The sequence below is a fragment of the Fusibacter paucivorans genome (assembly GCF_018390735.1).
Taxonomy (GTDB): Bacteria; Bacillota; Clostridia; order Peptostreptococcales; family Acidaminobacteraceae; genus Fusibacter; species Fusibacter paucivorans.
The window spans coordinates 97,974-117,026 of sequence record NZ_JAHBCL010000001.1 but is presented as its reverse complement, the minus strand read 5'-3'; the positions used below and the strand labels follow the sequence as shown (position 1 = coordinate 117,026).

The window sequence follows — 19,053 nt, the reverse complement described above, 5'->3', positions numbered from 1 at the left end:
GTGATGTTTTCCTAAGAATGATGTTATGATGGTATGGAAAAAAAGATTAATGGGAGGCTCACTTGATTTATGGGATGCCGACGCTCCTCGAGCTCGATACACTGGAAGCAAATGTACAACTGTGCAAAACACTGGGATTGGATTTTGTAGAAATTAATATGAATATGCCGCAGTTTCAGCCGGAAGCCTTGACAGCAGCACATTTGAACAAACTCAAAGAAATTTACGGCATATCACTGACGTTTCACTTGGCGGAAGATATTGACATCGGGCACTTTAATGCTGGCATCCGGCAGGCTTATTTTGAAAATATTGAAGCGGCACTGGCGCTGATGATGGCGGTGGATAGCCCGCTTTTAAACATGCACATGATGCGCGGCATTCATTTTACGCTGCCGTCTGGCAAGCGGTTTCTCTATGAACAGTATCGTGAAACTTACCTTGCAAACATCATGGCTTTTCGAGAGTGCGCCGATCACCTGCTGAATGGCACGACGATAAAAATCGGCATTGAGAATACGGGACATTATGACCATGCTTTTTTAAGAGCTGGCGTTGAACTACTGCTGGAGAGTCCTGTATTTGCACTGACGCATGATATTGGACACGATGCCATCAGTAACGGCAACGATGCCAAATTTATGATGAAACACGAAGCAGCTGTTCATCATTATCATATACATGATGCTTTGGAAGGGCGTGACCATATGACATTTTATGATGGTTCACTGCCGATTGATGCTTATTTCAAAAAAGCGGCACATCAAAACGCCTCTGCCGTCATTGAAGTGAAGACAATCGAGGCGCTGAAAGAATCAGTGGAAAGGATGCGCTATAGAGGTTACTTTACATCATTTTAGAGGCCAGACGATTTCAAAACGTGCACCGTCTTCATAGCGATAGCGAATGGTGCCGCCGGTTAACGTGACATAGGTTTTGACAATGGCGAGCCCCAGACCGGACTTGCCGTCTTTACCTTTGACAAACCGCTCAAATAATTTTGGTACGACTGCGGATTCGACGCCGTCGCCGTCATCCTGAATCACAATGGTCACTGACTGTGGCATATGATGATAGGTGATGGCGATTTTTTGTTTGGCATAACGTGAGGCATTTTGGATGAGATTTTCCAAAATGATTTGGAGTATTTGACGATCAAATATAAAGGGGATTGTGTCGACATTTTTTGTAAGGATCAAGTGATTTGGCAGGATTGGTGCGATATCGTCGACAAAGGCTTGCATATCAATTGCCTGCCATGTTGTGGGGTCGACGGCTGAAGCCTCTGCTTTGCTGGAGCGCAGCATTTGATCGACGCTTGCCTTAAGTCGGGCGACTTCATCCAGTATCTTTTGACGCATTTCATTTTCGGTAAAGAGGCCGTCTTCATAAGCTTCGACACTGCCCTGAATATTCATGAGCGGCGATTTCATCGCATGCGAAGCTTCCTGAAAAAAGCGGTCACGCACTTCTTTAGCGTGGTTGTGTGCGAGAATGAGCTCGTCCCAGTCGGAGTGAAGTGGTTCGAGATAACGGTCTGCGGCCATGGCATCCGTAATTTGCCTTAATGGGCGATTAACCATGCGGTATAAGAGTGTGCTGAGTGCTAAAATCATAAGGACACCAAAAAAGGCAGATGTCGCAATGGCGATGAGAAAAATTGTTTGGATACGCGAGGTGTCCCCTTCGCGCTCGACAATAATGACTTGTCCGAGATCTGTGCCGTTTGGGGCGATCATTTGCGCTCTGGCAGCGACCAGATCACGACGTTTTAGAATTTCACGCGCTGTCACGCCGTCTAAGTTGTCATAGATAATGCCGCGTTCCGGCGTCATGACAGCACCTTTAATTTGATTGATTTCAAAGAGTGATTTGACAATGGCAATGGTGGCGAGGGTTGGATCTGCCACAAGCATATTGGCGATGTTTTCAGCGATTTGCGTATTCTCTCGTCTGAGTTCATTGCGGTGATATCGGCCAAAGGCATTAAAGAGCATCAGCGAATTGGCGAGGAGCATAATGATTAAGATGGCAGACATCATGAAAATTAATTTGCGGTTAAATTTATGCATGGTACCGATACCCCACTCCCCACACCGTTTCAATTTCAACGGAAAGTTTTTTTCTGAGACGTTTGACGATGTCATCGACCATTCGCGTCTGTCCGAGGGCGTCATACCCCCAGACCTGTTCGATGATACGGTCTCTGGAAAGCACAATTCTTGGATTTTGCATGAAGTAAACGAGGGCTTCAAACTCTTTAAGTGTCAAAGTAATGAGGCAGTCGCCGTCAAAAACTTCCATGGTGTCAAGCTGAACACGAATGGTGCCATGAGCGAGTATTTGCTGGTCGTGAGGTTTGTTTTGCGCTGATGCAAACGCATTTTGACGCGCGAGCAAGCGTTTGGCGCGAACCACCAGTTCCCGCGGCGAAAATGGTTTGGTGAGATAGTCGTCGCCGCCGATTTCGATACCGTAGATTCGGTCGAATTCATCTGATTTTGCCGTAACGAAGATGATGGGCAATTCGCTGTATTCAGCTTTGATGGTTTTAAGGAGATCAAAGCCATTGTCATGGCCAATCATGACATCTAAGATACACAGGGCGACGTCATTCGATCGGATAAATGGCAAGACGCCTTCGATGCTGCTGAATCCCTGAACACACAGGCCTTCATGCTCAAAATAACGCGTGATCATATCTAAGGTATTGAGGTCGTCTTCCACGATGACGAGTGTTTTTTCCAGTGACATGCGCAACTCCTTCTCTTTGGGTTCTATAATTCTATTATACGCTATGGACTGATGTTTCAAGCGCGATCCCAAAGAGATTATACATTTTTTACACACTTTTCCCATGGGCATCATACATTTGCAGCTTATGATGATGGTAGACAATGACAGTGCGGAACAAGATGTCTAGTGACGCAACGATTGATACACCGATTGACGCACATGTACGATAAGGTGTAGACGACATCGAAAGTAGGTACGGTCTGCGTGTAAAAAATGATGAGGAGGCTTTTATGAAAAAATTATTAATACTCGGCTTGGTGACGACGACACTGCTCAGCGGGGCAGTCTTTGCAGGAACAGAAGAAACGGCAGACAATGCGCCTTTGCGCCCGGAAAGGCCGCGCATTGAGCAATTTGATGGTGAAAGACCGGGAGATGACCGCACAATTGAAGTCAGGCGGAAGGCAGATGGTGAAAGAAGAATACAAGTGCTGACAGAAGCATTTGAAACATACTACCCTGAGGCGCTGGATACCTATACAGCACTTGAAGCAGAACATAAGGCATTCCACGAATCGCGAGATGCACTGAGAGAAACGGCCATGGCGGCAGAAAAGCAAGCGTATCAAAAGATTGTTGACGCGCTGCTCTCAGGCGAAATGGACCGTGAAGCAGCACGCGCTGCAATAGAGGACCTTCGAGGCGCAGGTGCTGAAACACGTGAATCGCTTAAAGCGATTTTCGATGAAAAACGCGAGGCGCTTGAAGCAGATAAAACCATTAACGATGCTCTGCGCGATACTTTGAGGGCGCTCTTGACAGCTGAAACGGTCGATGAGGCGGCTGTACAGAATGCGCTTGACGAGGTGATTGCGCAGCTTCAAAGCCACATCGCACTTGATGAAAAGTATGCGGCTATGGCAGATGCGGTAATGGTGCCGTAAATTAAAGCAAAAGTAAAAACGGAGGCAAAAGCTGAAGTGAAAGCTAATGTGAAGGCTGAAGTAAAGGCATAAGTAAAGGCATAAGTAAAGCTAAAGTAAACGCTAAAATAAAAGCTAAAATAAAAGCGAAGCGCCAATGGCAATTTAAATGAAGAACTGACATAAAAGAAAATCGCCCGAAAGCTGATTGATTAATCTGTTTTCGGGCGATGCTGTATTCATTAAAGGTCAATTGTACTTTGTACGGTGAAGCGTGCATTTCGTGAAGGGTTTGAAGCAATGGTTACTTTTGATAATGCGGAATTTCTGAAACGTCTTTATTTTCATTTCTGATAAAATCGGCATTGTATGGCATTTTTGCGACTTTGACACGGATGTTCATTTGCTTTGTACCCGGCGTTCCCCAGATCAGTGTCAGTTCTGTTCCTTCTTCGGCAAACTTTGGATCAATAAAGCCCAGCGAAATCATACTGTTATAGTGGTAGGAGACTATTCTGCCTGAACTGATTCCAATATCTTGTCCGTCATGCTGCACGCGGTCTGCACGGTATGCGTATTCACTAAAAAAGGCATTTGAATTGACGTCAACGTCTGATTCTGGTGCGATATTATCGCAAGGTGCTTCACCAGGCTTGAACATGGTGGCATATACGGCGCCGATATCATCTGCATGCCATTCGAGTGTCACAGCGGTTCTAGGCGGATTTTGCGCAATTTTTTCCAGTGCTTCACGGCCTGTGAAATCATGATTAAATTTCACTAAGAAGCCCCAGCCGACATCATAGGGGGTTACAAAGCGTGATTGGAGGTCATCGCCGACGCTGCCAAGCAGTTTTCGATTAATATTATACATAGAATACTGAGGATTTTCGTACATGTATTTTGTCATGGCTTCACTGGTTTCGAACCAAGGGAGCGGATAGTGCAGGTTGATGTTTGGGAAGCCGGCTTCTGTATGATTGAAGAGATTATAAGCGTGAAGGCCTAATTTTGTAGCGCCGTATTTTTCGCCGCTGGCCCATATTTTTCGGTAAACTTCATCGAACTCATTCATTGGACCGTGAACTTCATAAGAGAGATTGCCGGACATGCCCAGACGAACGACTTCAACGGCTTTGTCCCCCATCATCGCTTTTCGATGTGTTGCAAATTTAATATCATGAAGATCAGCTTCAAAAGCATCTTCTAAGATTTCAAGCGATTTTTCGCCTGCGATCTGAATGAAGTATTCGGTTCCCGTTACATCTTCACCATAGACATCCATGCCGCTTTCTTTTAGTAAAAAATCAATTGGCGGATTGAGCCAATAAGTTCGATAACGGTCTTCAGCAATTCTGATGACGACACCGTCTGTCAGTACTTGACCGCTCTCGTTACAAATAACGGCATGCCTTAAACCCTTTGTGGTAAGTTTTGTAAAGTCGTTGATGCAGATGCTGTTTAAAAATTTAACGGCATCCGGGCCATAGACATCATAAATGGGACTGATCATCAGAGTTGTACCAATCCAAGCGCTCTTTCGATAACCGTCAATTTCATGTTTGACGCCGCCAAATTCATATGGGATTAATAATCCCGGCGCCATTTGAAACAGCAGCGTTGCGGATTCGAGGGCAGGGCTGTAAAGGCTGTACAATCCAGGTGCTTCGGATTCTGTTTTTATTTGATATTGACTGTTTTGTTTTTGTGCGTCCATTATCTAATAATACCTCCTTGTAAATATTTTTCATGTTCACAATCGTTGAAAACGAATATATTTAGCCGTTTGGTAAGATGCATCTCGCTTAATTTAACAATATAACGTTTGCTTGGAACTGTCATTAGCTATAAAATGAGAAATATAAGGTTTTTTTCGGCATAATTGTACAGATAGAGATACATGAGGGAATAACATGATTAAAATTTTGACCTTTTCACGACAATATGTATGGCTACAGGTATTCAACATATTAGGGTGAAGAATTTTCAAAAGCCTATGATGCAATTTCCTATGTGGGGAGGATGGTGAAAAAGTGCAGTGCACACTGAATATGCTGTTAGATACGTTAGCATCATTTGATCCTAAACTTCATCAAACTGTATCAACTGATGATGGCATTGAACGCGTTTGTATGCTATGGGAAGCGAGTGATGTGCAGGATGAAGCCTGTTTATATGTTGCGACTAAAGAGATGGTTGACAATTTTGAAGGAACGTTGCCAACAAAACTCGTCTTTATTGGGTTGCTGACAGAATCGATGCCCTTTGACGGAATGCGTGTTTTAATCAGTATAGAGGGCGACGGAACAGATGACCGAACAGCTGAGCGCATTTGCCATCTGCTGATGCATACGATTTTATCATTCGAACGATGGGAGCATGCACTTCTGATGCATATTTTACATCGACAAAATATTGTGGCCATTTTAAAAACGGCGTCGGAAAAACTTACGAATCCAATTGCCATGTTCGATAATAACCTAACCTTTATTACAAGAGCCGGACGCTTTGATGGGCCAATCACGGGGACGATTTGGGAGCGAATAGAATCGGAGCAGTCTGCACTCCTTGATTTTTACACACAGCGGGAACAGCAGGAAATTGCACGGCATACGTCAAATGATCGGCACCCAACGGTTTTTTACACGATTAACGATGAAACGCACACCTATGTGACGGCACAGATAAAAATTGGCGATCAATCATTTGGCGCGCTTGGCCTTGTGGATATTAATCAGCCATTTACGGCAGGGCAACTGGATATTATTCAAGTTATTGCGGACAAATTAAAATTGTATTTTCGAAACAACGAGGCGACGGCACTCGCATTTGAAAATGAAACGGCTTTATTTGTTAAACTCTTGGATGGTGCCGAGGCTGATGCAGATCTCGTCAGTTATCATTTGAAAGCCTATGCTTGGAAAGCGGGGGATAACTTTCAGCTTATGGCAATAAGAGGTGACTTTCCCTTTGATACGCCAATGAGGGCACTTCCCTATCTTAAACACATTAAGCAGCTATTTTCAAAAGGCGTCGTGCTGCAGTATGCGGAGGCAATCTTCGTGGTCTGCCGATATGAAGATTACGAGACTAGAAACCCGGAGACGGTTGCTCAAATAGAGGCGACACTGAAAAAACTGCAAATGTACTGTGGTGTCAGTACGGTATTTTCGCAATTAAGCGATTTAAAATACTACCATCCCCAATGCCATTTTGCCATGAGCCAATGCATTGAAAACACAGATAGACATTTATTGTGTTATGATGCCTGTCAGCAAACACATATCATTCAAGTGCTTAAAATGCAGGATCACTTAAAAAGCTTTTGTCATGCGAAAATTTTTGAAATATGGGAAAAGGGCGATGAACGAGACCGAGAGCTCATCCATAGTCTATACCACTATTTGATACATGGGCGCAACTTGGCACTTTCCGCAAAAGCGCTTTTTCTGCATCGCAATACATTGGCATACCGCATTCAGAAGATTGCAAAAATGCTAAATGTGGATTTAAATACATTGTCTGAAAATGAAGTGAATTTTCTAATGCTTTCCTGTATGATTGTGGAGAATGGGATTGATTAAAAAGGCGGTGACAAATGGTTTATACAGCATTGCTGCGCGGTATTAACGTTGGCGGCAAAAACAAAATCGCAATGCCGAAACTGAAAGAATCCTTTGAAAGCGTTGGCATGACCCATGTTGTGACCTACATTAATTCGGGCAATATTATTTTTCAGTGGCATGCAGGGGAACAAACGGCACCTGAGAAGATGCCAGAGACTGCCGCAGACGTTCTTTCACAGAAACTTGAAGCAGTGATCGAAAGGGATTTCGGGCTTGCCATCAAAGTGCTCGTTCTCGACATGAATGCGATGACAGCCGTGATGGAGACGCTACCGGACGCATGGCAGAACGATGATGCCATGAAAAGTGACGTCATGTTTTTATGGGAGCTGATATCAGAGGCAGAACTGCGGTCAAAGTTAAAAATCGTAGGCGGCATTGATACGGTATACATCATCAAAGAAGCGATCTTTTGGTCAGTGTTGAGAGAAAATGCCACGCGAAGCGGCATGACAAAAGTCGTGGGAACGGCACTTTATAAAAAAATGACGGTGCGAAATGTGAATACGGTTCGCAAAATTTATGCGCTGATGCTGACAAATGATCAAGTGTGATAAGTGAAAACTTTATGAGTAAGGAAATTGTATCATTACCATTCGTCAAATCTTTACCACACGAGATTGATTTTTCGTCGATTTCGATATTGTGGTGAAAGGATTAAAATGTAAATGACGCAATTTTCTCAAGGATAGACAGATGTGGAGGTTCGTGATGATTTTATTGGTTGTAGATGTTCAAAAGGCGCTTATGGCAGAAAAGCCATATGACGCAGAAGCGTTTATCGAGAGGCTTAAAGCCCTGATTGCAGGGGCAAGAGCAAAAAATGTCGAAGTGATTTACATTCGTCACAATGAACCTGAAAGTGATTTGGCGATTGGCGCTGAGGGTTGGCAGATTGATGATGCCATTGCGCCGCTGGCAGACGAACGCATATTTGAAAAGACGTTTAACAGTGCTTTCCATCACACGTCACTGAAAGCGTATCTAGATGAAAAAGCGGTTCAGACGATTGCCATTGTTGGCCTACAGACAGAATATTGCGTTGATGCGACACTCAGGAGCGCTTTTGATTTAGAATACCAGATCATTGTCCCGGAGGATTGCAACAGTACACTTGATAATGATTATCTATCAGGCGAAAAGATTAAAACCTTTTTTAATGAGGCGATTTGGCGTGACCGTTACGCGAAGCTCATGCCCATTACCGACGTTTTAAACCTTTTCAGCAACAATCCCAAGTAGACAGAGGATGGCCATGAAGATTGCATTTATAGCGCCCTATGAAGAACTGTCGCATCTCGTCAAAAATATTTCACTTGAAATGGATGTCAAGATCGACGTCTTTCCGGGGCAGTTTCAAAATGGCGCCGCATTGGCAAAGGAACTGGAACTGCAAAAGTACGAAGTGCTGATCAGTCGCGGTGCTACCTATAAGAATATTGCCAACAGTGTTTCTATTCCGGTGGTTAACTGTGATTTTACATCCTTTGACGTTTTATATGCCGTGCGGGAAGCGATTAAAATCTCGAGAAAAGTCGGTTTGATTATCAACGATAAACTGCCGTTTAATCATGAATTTCTTTCGGAAACATTTAATATCGAACTGCTGTACATGTCGGAATACAGTGATCGGTCTAAATCAGAGCAAATGGTGGCAAGAGCCGTTGAAAGCGGTTCGGAAGTTATCGTCGGCGGCGTTACCACGGTTGCCTATGCCAAAAGTTTAGGGGTAGAGGGGGTTCTGCTCCAGACGTCGCCGGAGACAGTACGGCAGGTTATCAATAATGCCGTCGAAATCGTCAGACAGACACATCGCCAGATTTTGCAGGCGGAGCGCCTAAATCAAATTCTGACATTTTCCTATGAAGGCATCATCGTCACCGATCCCGAGGGCATTGTTACTTTTTTTAATCCAGCGGCTGAAACGATTATGGGGATCAAGGCAACTGAAATTATTGGCAATCGCGCGGATGATTTTATTCCGACGACGCGGCTGATTGACGTGATCAAAACGGGTGAATCTGAAATTGGCGCCATTCAGAAAGTACGGAATAACACCATTGTCACCAATCGCATTCCCATTATCGTCAAGGATTCTATTGAAGGCGCTGTGGCGACATTTCAGGATGTCGGCAAAATTCAAGCCTATGAGATGAAAATTCGTTCTGAGATTTATAAAAAGGGACTGGTTGCCAAATATACTTTTGACAATTATATTGGTGAAAGTGAAATGGTACAAAATCTTTTGGCAAAAGCCCGAATGTATGCAACTTCTGATTCTACAGTGCTGATTACCGGTGAATCCGGTACGGGCAAAGAGATTTTGGCACAGGGCATTCACAATGAAAGTGAACGCAAGGCATATCCTTTTGTGGCCGTGAACTGTTCGTCCATACCCGAGCAGTTGCTGGAGAGCGAACTCTTCGGGTATGACGAAGGTGCGTTTACCGGGGCGAAAAAGGGCGGCAAGATGGGCATGTTCGAACTGGCGCATATGGGGACGATTTTCCTCGATGAAATCGGCTCAATGCCAATGAGCTTACAGTCTAGCCTGCTCAGAGTATTACAGGAAAGGGAAATATGGCGGGTAGGTTCCAATCAGGTCATTCAAATCAACGTGCGGGTGATCGCGGCAGCGAACAATGACTTGCTTCAAGCGGTGGAGCAGGGGACTTTTCGACGCGATCTCTTTTATCGGTTAAACGTGCTGAAACTGGATACCATTCCCCTAAGGGAACGAAGCGGCGATATAGAGAAGCTGTTAAATTACTTTATTGAACTCCTGTGTCCGAGACGCATGACGCTTCCACCAAAAATACTTACGGCACTTCGTAATTATTATTGGCCAGGCAATGTCAGAGAACTCCAAAACTTCGTTGAACGCATTTCACTGCTCAGTGAACACATGAGCCTTGATGCGATCTATGCAGACTTTATTGAAAACAATCAACCGGAGAAACGTCAGGTTTCAGGGCGCGTTTTAACGGAAACAGACGGCAACGCTTTGCAAATCAGTAAGGGGACGCTTAGAGCCATGGAGCAGTCGATACTTGAACAAATGTATGCAGCGTATGACGGCAATGCGACGCTCCTGGCCCAAAAACTGGAGATTAGTCGGACGACGCTTTGGAAAAAGTTAAAAGCAATGCGTGCAGAGCAGGAGACTTAAAAAATTAAAGATGAACCGTTTAAAAAAGAAACAATCGTTCACATTAGTGTTTAATATGTGAACGATTGTTTCTTTTTTTGTTAGCGAATCATGCTATTTGTCACGATTTTGACTTTGGCATGAGGTTTGCACTATATAGTTGCGGCAATAAAAATTTTGAAGAAAGGGGTATGGTTTTTAGGGGTTATTAGAAATTTTTAGTTGCCACGCAATGATATCGGTCGATTATTTCTTAAAAAATTAGAGGAGGAAACAAAATGAACTTGGGTGGATTATCATTAATCTTTTTATTGGTCGCAATTGCGCTGGGTTTCTTCAGAAAAATGAATACGGGTCTTGTCGCAATGGGTCTGGCACTTGTTATCGGACGAATCGGCGGCATTCCAGATAAGACGATTATCGCGGGGTTCAGCGGCAAACTGTTTGTCATGCTCTTAGGCGTTACGTATCTTTTCAGCATCGCACAAGTGAACGGAACCTTGGAACTTTTCGCTAAAAAAGCTGTCGCACTGGCAGGGAAACGCACCAATCTCATTCCGCTGGTTATTTATGTTTTGGCAGTGTTTTTATCGGCAATCGGGCCGGGAACCATTCCGGTCATGGCACTGATGGCCGTCTTTACCATGGCGCTTGCAGCAGAGATGGGCGTGTCGCCGCTTTTGCTGGCGCCGATGGGGATCTTAGGTGCAGCGGCAGGCGGGATATCGCCAATTGCACCAACGGGAATCATCGGGATTACACTGGCGGCTGAACAGGGAATCACCGGTATTGATATGCCGTATTTCTTTAACTCACTCTTAGGTGAAACACTTTATGCAATTGTTTTGTACATTGTTCTAAAAGGTTACAAAATAAACGTTGAATCACCTATCAAACTAAATGAACTGCCAAAATTCAACCGCAATCAGGCGATTACACTCGTTGGTATTGGCGTTATGGTGATTTCTGTTATGTTCTTTGAGATTAATGTTGGTCTTGCAGCATTCTTGGTTGCTGCCGTATTATCCTTCCTCAAGGTGGCAAAAGAGAAAGAGGCAATTACCAACATTCCGTGGGGAACCTTGCTGCTCGTAACAGGTGTTGGGGTTCTCATGAGCGTCGTCATTCAGCTTGAAGGAATCAAAATGCTCTCTGCCTTCCTTGCACAGTTTATGAATGAGAAGACGGCATCGCCGATTATTGGTCTCACCGGCGGCATTATGTCATGGTTCAGTTCGACATCAGGTGTCGTCATGCCAACGCTCATTCCGACGGTATCAGATATCATTGCCAATATTGGCGGTAATGTCAGCCCTGTCGATCTGATTTCTGCGATTACCATTACAGCGCATACGGCAGGTCTTAGCCCTGTTTCGACAGGTGGTGCCTTGGCACTGGCATCTTATGTTGCCAATACACACGTTTCAGAAGAAGAGCAGAATGACCTGTTTATCAAGATGTTTGCCGTGGCAGTGGCAGGTGTCCTGTTCCTGACAGCGATGGCCGGACTTGGTATTTACCGGATCTTCTAAGGCAAGTATCGGTTATGTGTAACAAAATATCATTATTGGCAGATCGAATGTGCACGGGCTAAAAAAGTTTAATAAGAAGATGTTAAAGCGTTTGAAACGCTTGAAACGCTTAAAACGCTTAAAACGCTTAAAACGCATAAACTTATGACAATCTTGACAATCTTGAAGATCATGAAGTGAAATGGATTAAATGGTTTTAATCCATTTCATGTATCGTGAAAGCGGCACCAAACACAATGCCGGTTAAAAGATGCATATAGGGTCAAGACACATGGGTTCAAGACAAATGGGTTCAAGACACATAGGATCATGCTGAAATGAGATTAATTGAAAAATAAAGGAGGCGACGACATTGGGAATGACCATATCGGAAAAAATACTGGCAAAAGCTGCCGGTGTCGAAAAGGCAAGCGCAGGAGAAATACTTTGGGCAAAAGTTGATAAAGCGATGATGGACGACATTTTAGGACCGAGAGTAGAGATCGCCGAAAAACTGAAAAGCTTGGATAAAAATATTTGGAATAAAGATAAAGTCGTTGTGATTTCAGATCACTATACGCCGCCGGCAAATGCAAAACAGGCTGAAATCGTGAAGTTTACACGCGAGTGGTCAGCGGCGAACGGCATAGACAACTACTATGAATTCGTGGGACCTTGTCATCAGATCATGGTGGAAAACGGTCATGCACTTCCGGGGAAAGTCATTGTCGGCACGGATTCCCATACGTGTATGTACGGTGCAATGGGTGCTTTTGCAACGGGTGTCGGCTCAACAGAAATGCTGGGTGTACTCGTAACCGGAGAGATTTGGTTTAAAGTGCCGGAAACCATCAAAGTCGTTTGGGACGGTGTTTTGCCAAAGGGCGTTATGGCAAAAGATGTTGTCCTCAAGACCATTGGCGATATTGGCCACGCAGGTGCGACGTATAAAGCAGTTGAACACGTCGGCACGACCATTGAAAACATGATCATGGATGAGCGCCTAGCCATTTCCAATATGGCGGTTGAAATGGGTGCAAAGGTTGGCATTATCCCTTCGGATGAAAAGACAGAGGCATATTTGGCAGCCCGCGGGATTACAGACGGCTATGAACACTATGAGAGTGATGCTGATGCCGTTTACTGCGAAACACGCCATTATAAGGCTGAAGCATTAGAACCCGTTGTGGCATGTCCGCACGAGGTCGATAATGTGACGGCGATTAAGAATGTGGCGGGAACGGTTATTCATCAGGCCTATATTGGTTCATGTACAGGCGGCAGGTACAATGATTTGCTTGAAGCATCAAAAGTGCTGAAAGGACGAAAAATAGCAAAAGGGGTCAGACTGCTGATCTCGCCGGCATCCAAAGAAGTTTGGGACGCCTGTGAAAAAGACGGTATTCTGCGTATGCTCTCAGAAGCGGGCGGCACGATTTTAGCACCGAGTTGCGGCGCATGTCTCGGGTTGCATTCAGGCGCCATTGCACCGGGAGAGATATGTATTTCATCGACAAACCGTAATTTCCTCGGCAGAATGGGCAGCAAAGATTCCCAAATTTATCTGGCATCGCCTGTTTCAGTGGCCGCGGCAGCGATTGAAGGCAAAATAGCAGACCCGAGAAAGTATTTATAAGGAGGCGCGAACGTGGATAAAAATATGATTGAAGGCCGTGTCTGGAAATACGGCGACAACATCAATACGGACATTATATCGCCGCCAGCCTATATGGAATTGAGCATTGAGGCAGCATCCAAGTACGCCATGAGCCCAATTGATGAAAGTTTTGCAGAAAAGTTTAAAAAAGGCGATATTTTGGTAGCGGAAAACAATTTTGGATCGGGTTCAAGCCGTGAAACCGCACCATTGACATTGAAATACCTCGGTGTAGATATCATTGTCGCAAAGTCATTTGCACGTATTTTCTACCGAAATGCCATTAATTTAGGCATACTGGCGATTGAATGTGCTGAAACGGATAAAATCAGCGATTTAGATGAACTCGAAATGCAGTACCTCGACGGAATCATCATCAATCGAACAAAGGGCGAAACCTATGCATGCTCTAAAATGCCGGCACATATTATGAAAATTATTGAAATTGGCGGCCTCGTGCCGTTTCTGGAAACCTTGGAAAAATAAAAAGAAAGCGTTCTATTTTGACGCTTTTGAGATATGGCACAGGTCCTCACAGCAGTCACAATAAATGATGAGGAGCGGTGACTGCCAGTTGGTGTTTACCTTCTGGCAGTATACCGGCTAAAAATGGCGATGAGACTTTGCGGCGCAAGGGGATAACGCGCCGTGGGCATAAGTGATAAATTAAGTGAATTGGAGGCAATATAAATGGAAACAAAACTTAAAGGCGCCTTGGGCGGATTGGTCGTACTGGATCTTACGAGAGTGCTGGCGGGACCATTTTCAACGATGATGCTTGCCGATATGGGGGCGGAAATCATAAAAATCGAAGTACCTGAAAAAGGGGATGACAGCCGTCAGTTTGGGCCGTTTAAAAACGGCGAGAGTTCGTATTTTATTAATTTAAATCGCAATAAAAAGGGAATGACACTTAACTTGAAGAAACCGGAAGGCAAGGCTGTCTTTTTGGATCTCGTGAAGAAGGCTGATGTCATCATCGAAAACTATCGTCCCGGAACAATGGAAAAACTGGGACTCGGTTATGACGAACTCAAAAAAATTAATCCTAGGCTCGTTTACGGCTGTGTTTCAGGGTTTGGCCACTACGGCCCCTATAGCGATAGAGCGGGCTATGACATTATTGGACAGGCAATGGGTGGCTTGATGAGCACGACGGGCTGGCCGGATGGTGAACCGACTCGGACGGGAACGGCAATGGGGGATGTCCTCGCAGGCTTATCTGTTACCATTGGTATTCTTTCAGCCGTCAGATACCGTGATGTCACTGGTATTGGCCAAAAGGTCGATGTTTCCTTGGTCGACTCAGTTGTCGCCAGTTTGGAAATCATTAATCAGATTTACCTCGTTAACGATAAGATTCCTGAACGCATCGGCAATCGCTATGAATCCGTATACCCATACGATTCCTTTAGAGGCTCTGACGGCAGTCTCGTCATCGGCTGCGGCAATGATAAACTGTGGAAACTGCTCTGCAACCTAATGGGGACACCTGAATACATTGATGACGAACGCTATGACCGCAATCCAAAACGCGTTGCGGCACATAAAGAGGTAAAAGTTATTGTAGAAAACTGGACGATGACGAAGACGGTTGACGTTCTTATTGAAGAAATGCTGGCGGCAGGCATTCCATGTGCGCCGATCAACAATATTAAACAAGTTGTAGAAGATCCGCATATCGCAGACGCCAGAGAAATGTTTGTGGAAATCGATCATCCTAAAGCCGGTAAGATGAAGATCACCGGGTCACACATCAAACTCTATGAAACAATGCCTGAAGTCAATACACCGGCACCGACACTCGGCGAACACAATCAGGAAATTTTAAAAGACTTTTTAGGCTATGACGATGCAACCATCCAATCGCTGTCCGATCAAAAAGTCATCTAATGGAAATGTAATATTGGATCGAGGCTGTGTATGGCAGACAATGCACAAGGACAGTGAAAGACAGGAGTACAAAATGAACAAAAATACAGTCAATATTGTGGAAGTCTGTCCCAGAGACGGCTTTCAAAACCTTGAAAATTTCATACCGACGTCAAAAAAACTTGAAATCATTGAAGGGCTTATTGCCGCAGGCTTTAAAAAAATACAGACGACTTCGTTTGTGCATCCAAAAGCCGTGCCACAAATGCGGGATGCTGCAGAAATCGCTGAAACAGTGATTCCAAAGTATCCAGAGGTGACGTTTACAGCACTTGTTCCCAATCTGCACGGCGCTGAGGCGGCTTATAAGGCAGGGATACGGGAGATTAGCTATGTTATTTCTGCCAGTGAATCCCATAACCGTGAAAATGTGCGCCGAACGATTGCGGAATCCTTTGAAGCATTGGCAGATATTCGTAAACGCTTTGCAGATCTCATCATTAAAATTGATATTGCAACGGCATTTGGCTGTCCGTTTGAGGGCGATGTTCCTGTGGAAAAGGTCTGTGAGATGATTGATAAAGCCATTGAAATCGGCGTTGATGATATTTATCTGGCAGATACAATCGGCGTTGCCAATCCGGCTCAAATGGGTAACGTACTTGATGTCGTGGCAGCAAAATATCCGTCCGTTGCATTTGGTCTTCATCTTCACGACACGCGCGGCATGGGACTCGCGAATGTCGTCGTTGCACTGCAAAAGGGATTTGATACCTTTGAATCCGCCGCCGGCGGGTTAGGAGGCTGTCCGTTTGCACCGGGTGCTGCCGGCAATATCGCAACAGAAGATCTCGTCAATATGCTTGAACAAATGGGTTACGAGACGGGAATTGCGTTGGAACAGCTTCTAAAGACCGTTGATGTTATCAAAGCAGATGTCAAATCGGATCTCACGGGACACCTTGCGAATATCTGCAGGCAATAAGCTGAAAGCGCACCGCGGTGATGCCGTTCATTGACGTACAGCAATGCTCAGTTTGCAGATATCAGATGGGAAATGCCTTAATGGGCAGCAGCCCACTCATAAAGTGACGGTATATCATTAATAGTTGACACATAGCCATAACGATTTCACATTTAAGGCAATTGTATAAGCAATTGGCTCATTTAAAAGAGAGGCGTATTATATGAAAAATTACCGAATTGCCGTCATTCCTGGCGACGGAATCGGCATTGAAGTCATGCGGGAAGGAATCAAGGTGCTTGAATCCGTATCACAGTTAACCGGTGATCTCCAATTCAGTTTTGATCATTATGACTGGAGCTGTGAATACTATGCAAAGAATGGTGTGATGATGCCAAAGGATGGTTTAAAACGCTTGGAAGCATATGATGCCATCCTGCTGGGGGCCGTGGGTTATCCAGGTGTTCCGGATCACATTTCACTGAGAGAACTGCTCTTAGAAATACGCCAAGGGTTTGACCAATACATTAACCTAAGACCTATCAAATTATTGCCTCACGTGCAGTGCCCTGTTATTGGGCAGACGCCGGAAACCGTTGATATGGTTTTTATACGCGAAAATACAGAAGGCGAATACGCGGGTGCAGGCGGTATTTTTAGAGAGACTTCGCCAGAGGCTTGCGCGGTTCAAAGTAGTATTTTTACAAGACGGACGACTGAAAAAGTCATGCGCTATGCATTTGAGCTGGCACGGAAGAGAGGCAAATACCATAAACTGACCAGTGTTACCAAATCCAATGCCCTTAATTACAGCATGGTGTTTTGGGATCATATCTTTGATGAACTGGCTTCGGAATATGCTGATGTTCAGACGGAACAATGCCATGTGGACGCCATGGCGATGTACATGATTCAGCGCCCACAAGATTTTGATGTCGTCGTTGCATCCAATCTGTTTGGTGATATACTTACAGATCTTGGTGCCGCACTGCAGGGCGGTCTCGGATTTGCGGCAGGTGCCAATATTAACCCAGAGCGAAAATATCCCTCTATGTTTGAACCCGTTCACGGTTCTGCGCCTCAAATTGCAGGGCGTGGTATCGCCAATCCAATGGCGATGATTTGGACGGTAAAGATGATGTTGGACTTTTTAGGGCATGAATCCTATGGTGAGTGTGTGTTATCGGCGATGATGAAAGTGCTTGCTGATCCAAATGCCATAACACCTGATCTTGGCGGCAAGGGCACGACGGCTTCTGTCGGTGACGCCATTTGCCGTCAGCTCCATATGCTTTAGAGATGATTGCATTGCAAAAAACGGCATGAATGAAATGGTTGCCAGTTTCCCCCTGTTAGATGCTTTAAAAGCAAATGACGGGGGTTTTTTTAATATACCATCCGAACGATGAATAAAATGAATCTCGGTAGAGCTGAACGACTAGTGAAAGAAACCAACGCTGAAATAAAGCAATACTGAAATAAAGCAATACTGAAATTATCTGATGTCGAAAGCAGCGGATACAGAAAAGGGTAGATCCTCAGGAAAATTATTCAATTTCCGTATCAAAGTAGGCCAATTTCCTTACATAGCTTACAATGCAAACTGTGTAAAAATGTGTTAAGATGGGTAAAAGAAACTGTAATCATTACAAGTTAATGACGTGATTGAATGTTTTTAATTTTAATGTACCGATTACAAATGGCTGAAACAGGTAAAAACATGGTCATGATCATTACGGCAAAACAGGAGGTTTCATACATTGACAATAGGACCACATTTAACGATTAGCAATGGCTTTGAAGCGGCTGCGAATGAGGCTGTTCGCATTGGCGCGACGACATTTCAGTATTTTACAAGAAATCCAAGAGGCGGTAAGGCAAAACCACTGCATCCGTCAGATATAGAAGGTTATCGGCGCATTGCGGCAGAAAATGACTTCGGGCCTATTATGGCACATGCTGCTTATACGATGAACCTCTGCTCGGCTGACCCATCCGTACGGGATTTTGCCAAGGGTATTTTAAAAGATGACATGGCGCGACTTTTGGAAATACCAAACAGTCTCTATGTTTTTCATCCCGGTTCTCATACCGGACAAGGCGTTGAGGCTGGCATTGCTTATATCGTAGAAGCGCTTAACGAAACGCTGACAGAATCGATACCCCCGGTAATATGCTTAGAGGGCATGTCCGGCAAGGGATCGGAAGTCGGGGCGCGTTTTGAAGAACTGCGTGCCATTATTGACGGTGTGACGCTAAATGAGAAAATGGGCGTGTGTCTGGATACGTGCCACTTGTACTCAAGCGGTTATGATCTCGTCAACGATCTCGATGGGGTATTGGAGGCGTTTGATCGTATTGTAGGCCTAGAACGGCTCAAAGCAATCCATTTAAATGACAGTATGATGCCGTTTGCATCGAATAAGGACAGACATGAAAAGATTGGCGATGGTACATTGGGGTTTGAAGCCATTGAGCGAATCGTCAACCATCCAAAGCTGAGTCAATTGCCATTTTATTTGGAAACGCCAAATGAGCTGGATGGCTATGCGGCTGAAATTGCAAAAATCAGAGCGGTTCGCCGCACTTAAAAGGTAAAAACGCAAAGAGATTAAT

General features: G+C 44.6%; 16 protein-coding genes. 13 read left to right on the top strand and 3 right to left on the bottom strand.

Annotation, left to right across the window (positions count from 1 at the left end):
• The first annotated feature begins 62 nt into the window (after nt 1–62).
• Nucleotides 63–860 carry a sugar phosphate isomerase/epimerase family protein gene (locus KHM83_RS00510; RefSeq protein WP_213234935.1) on the top strand — a complete coding sequence of 266 codons (798 nt, stop codon included), beginning with the start codon at nt 63–65 and terminating at the stop codon, nt 858–860.
• Here KHM83_RS00510 and KHM83_RS00505 read toward each other — a convergent pair.
• Both KHM83_RS00505 and KHM83_RS00500 read right to left on the bottom strand, forming a co-directional pair.
• Nucleotides 852–2,072: a sensor histidine kinase gene (locus tag KHM83_RS00505; RefSeq protein WP_213234934.1), complete on the bottom strand. Its 1,221-nt coding sequence runs from the start codon at nt 2,070–2,072 to the stop codon at nt 852–854. The two genes, KHM83_RS00510 and KHM83_RS00505, sit on opposite strands and share 9 nt — an antisense overlap.
• Complete coding sequence (locus KHM83_RS00500) at nt 2,065–2,754, bottom strand: response regulator transcription factor (protein WP_213234933.1); 690 nt, start codon at nt 2,752–2,754, stop codon at nt 2,065–2,067. Before KHM83_RS00500 ends, KHM83_RS00505 begins: the two co-directional genes overlap by 8 nt.
• A 272-nt stretch (nt 2,755–3,026) precedes the next feature.
• On the opposite strand from KHM83_RS00500, the gene KHM83_RS00495 reads away from it, so the two are divergent.
• Nucleotides 3,027–3,680, top strand: a complete 654-nt coding sequence (locus KHM83_RS00495; RefSeq protein ID WP_213234932.1) for a hypothetical protein — start codon at nt 3,027–3,029, stop codon at nt 3,678–3,680.
• A 283-nt stretch (nt 3,681–3,963) separates the two neighbouring features.
• Here KHM83_RS00495 and KHM83_RS00490 read toward each other — a convergent pair whose 3' ends face one another.
• Nucleotides 3,964–5,376 carry an aminomethyl transferase family protein gene (locus KHM83_RS00490; protein ID WP_213234931.1) on the bottom strand — a complete coding sequence of 471 codons (1,413 nt, stop codon included), beginning with the start codon at nt 5,374–5,376 and terminating at the stop codon, nt 3,964–3,966.
• 316 nt (nt 5,377–5,692) lie between these two features.
• Here KHM83_RS00490 and KHM83_RS19910 point away from each other — a divergent pair, with 316 nt between their 5' ends.
• The 11 genes from KHM83_RS19910 (at nt 5,693) to KHM83_RS00435 (ending at nt 19,028) form a co-directional block, all read left to right on the top strand.
• A complete protein-coding gene (locus KHM83_RS19910) occupies nt 5,693–7,243 on the top strand; it encodes a PucR family transcriptional regulator (protein WP_213234930.1) in 1,551 nt (516 codons plus the stop codon).
• A 14-nt stretch (nt 7,244–7,257) separates the two neighbouring features.
• Entirely contained in the window at nt 7,258–7,839 is a 582-nt protein-coding gene (locus KHM83_RS00480; RefSeq protein WP_213234929.1) for a DUF1697 domain-containing protein, read from the top strand.
• 157 nt (nt 7,840–7,996) lie between these two features.
• A complete protein-coding gene (locus KHM83_RS00475; RefSeq protein WP_213234928.1) occupies nt 7,997–8,527 on the top strand; it encodes a cysteine hydrolase family protein in 531 nt (176 codons plus the stop codon).
• A 13-nt stretch (nt 8,528–8,540) separates the two neighbouring features.
• Nucleotides 8,541–10,454: a sigma 54-interacting transcriptional regulator gene (locus KHM83_RS00470; protein WP_213234927.1), complete on the top strand. Its 1,914-nt coding sequence runs from the start codon at nt 8,541–8,543 to the stop codon at nt 10,452–10,454.
• A gap of 257 nt (nt 10,455–10,711) precedes the next feature.
• Nucleotides 10,712–11,965: an SLC13 family permease gene (locus KHM83_RS00465; protein ID WP_213234926.1), complete on the top strand. Its 1,254-nt coding sequence runs from the start codon at nt 10,712–10,714 to the stop codon at nt 11,963–11,965.
• 358 nt (nt 11,966–12,323) lie between these two features.
• Nucleotides 12,324–13,580, top strand: a complete 1,257-nt coding sequence (locus tag KHM83_RS00460; RefSeq protein WP_246542808.1) for a 3-isopropylmalate dehydratase large subunit — start codon at nt 12,324–12,326, stop codon at nt 13,578–13,580.
• Nucleotides 13,581–13,592: 12 nt separating this feature from the next.
• Complete coding sequence (locus tag KHM83_RS00455) at nt 13,593–14,087, top strand: LeuD/DmdB family oxidoreductase small subunit (RefSeq protein ID WP_343213086.1); 495 nt, start codon at nt 13,593–13,595, stop codon at nt 14,085–14,087.
• A gap of 204 nt (nt 14,088–14,291) precedes the next feature.
• Complete coding sequence (locus KHM83_RS00450; RefSeq protein ID WP_213234924.1) at nt 14,292–15,494, top strand: CaiB/BaiF CoA transferase family protein; 1,203 nt, start codon at nt 14,292–14,294, stop codon at nt 15,492–15,494.
• 73 nt (nt 15,495–15,567) lie between these two features.
• Entirely contained in the window at nt 15,568–16,458 is an 891-nt protein-coding gene (locus KHM83_RS00445; protein ID WP_213234923.1) for a hydroxymethylglutaryl-CoA lyase, read from the top strand.
• Between the two features lie 202 nt (nt 16,459–16,660).
• Complete coding sequence (locus tag KHM83_RS00440; RefSeq protein WP_213234922.1) at nt 16,661–17,734, top strand: tartrate dehydrogenase; 1,074 nt, start codon at nt 16,661–16,663, stop codon at nt 17,732–17,734.
• A 463-nt stretch (nt 17,735–18,197) separates the two neighbouring features.
• Entirely contained in the window at nt 18,198–19,028 is an 831-nt protein-coding gene (locus tag KHM83_RS00435; protein ID WP_213234921.1) for a deoxyribonuclease IV, read from the top strand.
• Nucleotides 19,029–19,053 lie beyond the last annotated feature (25 nt).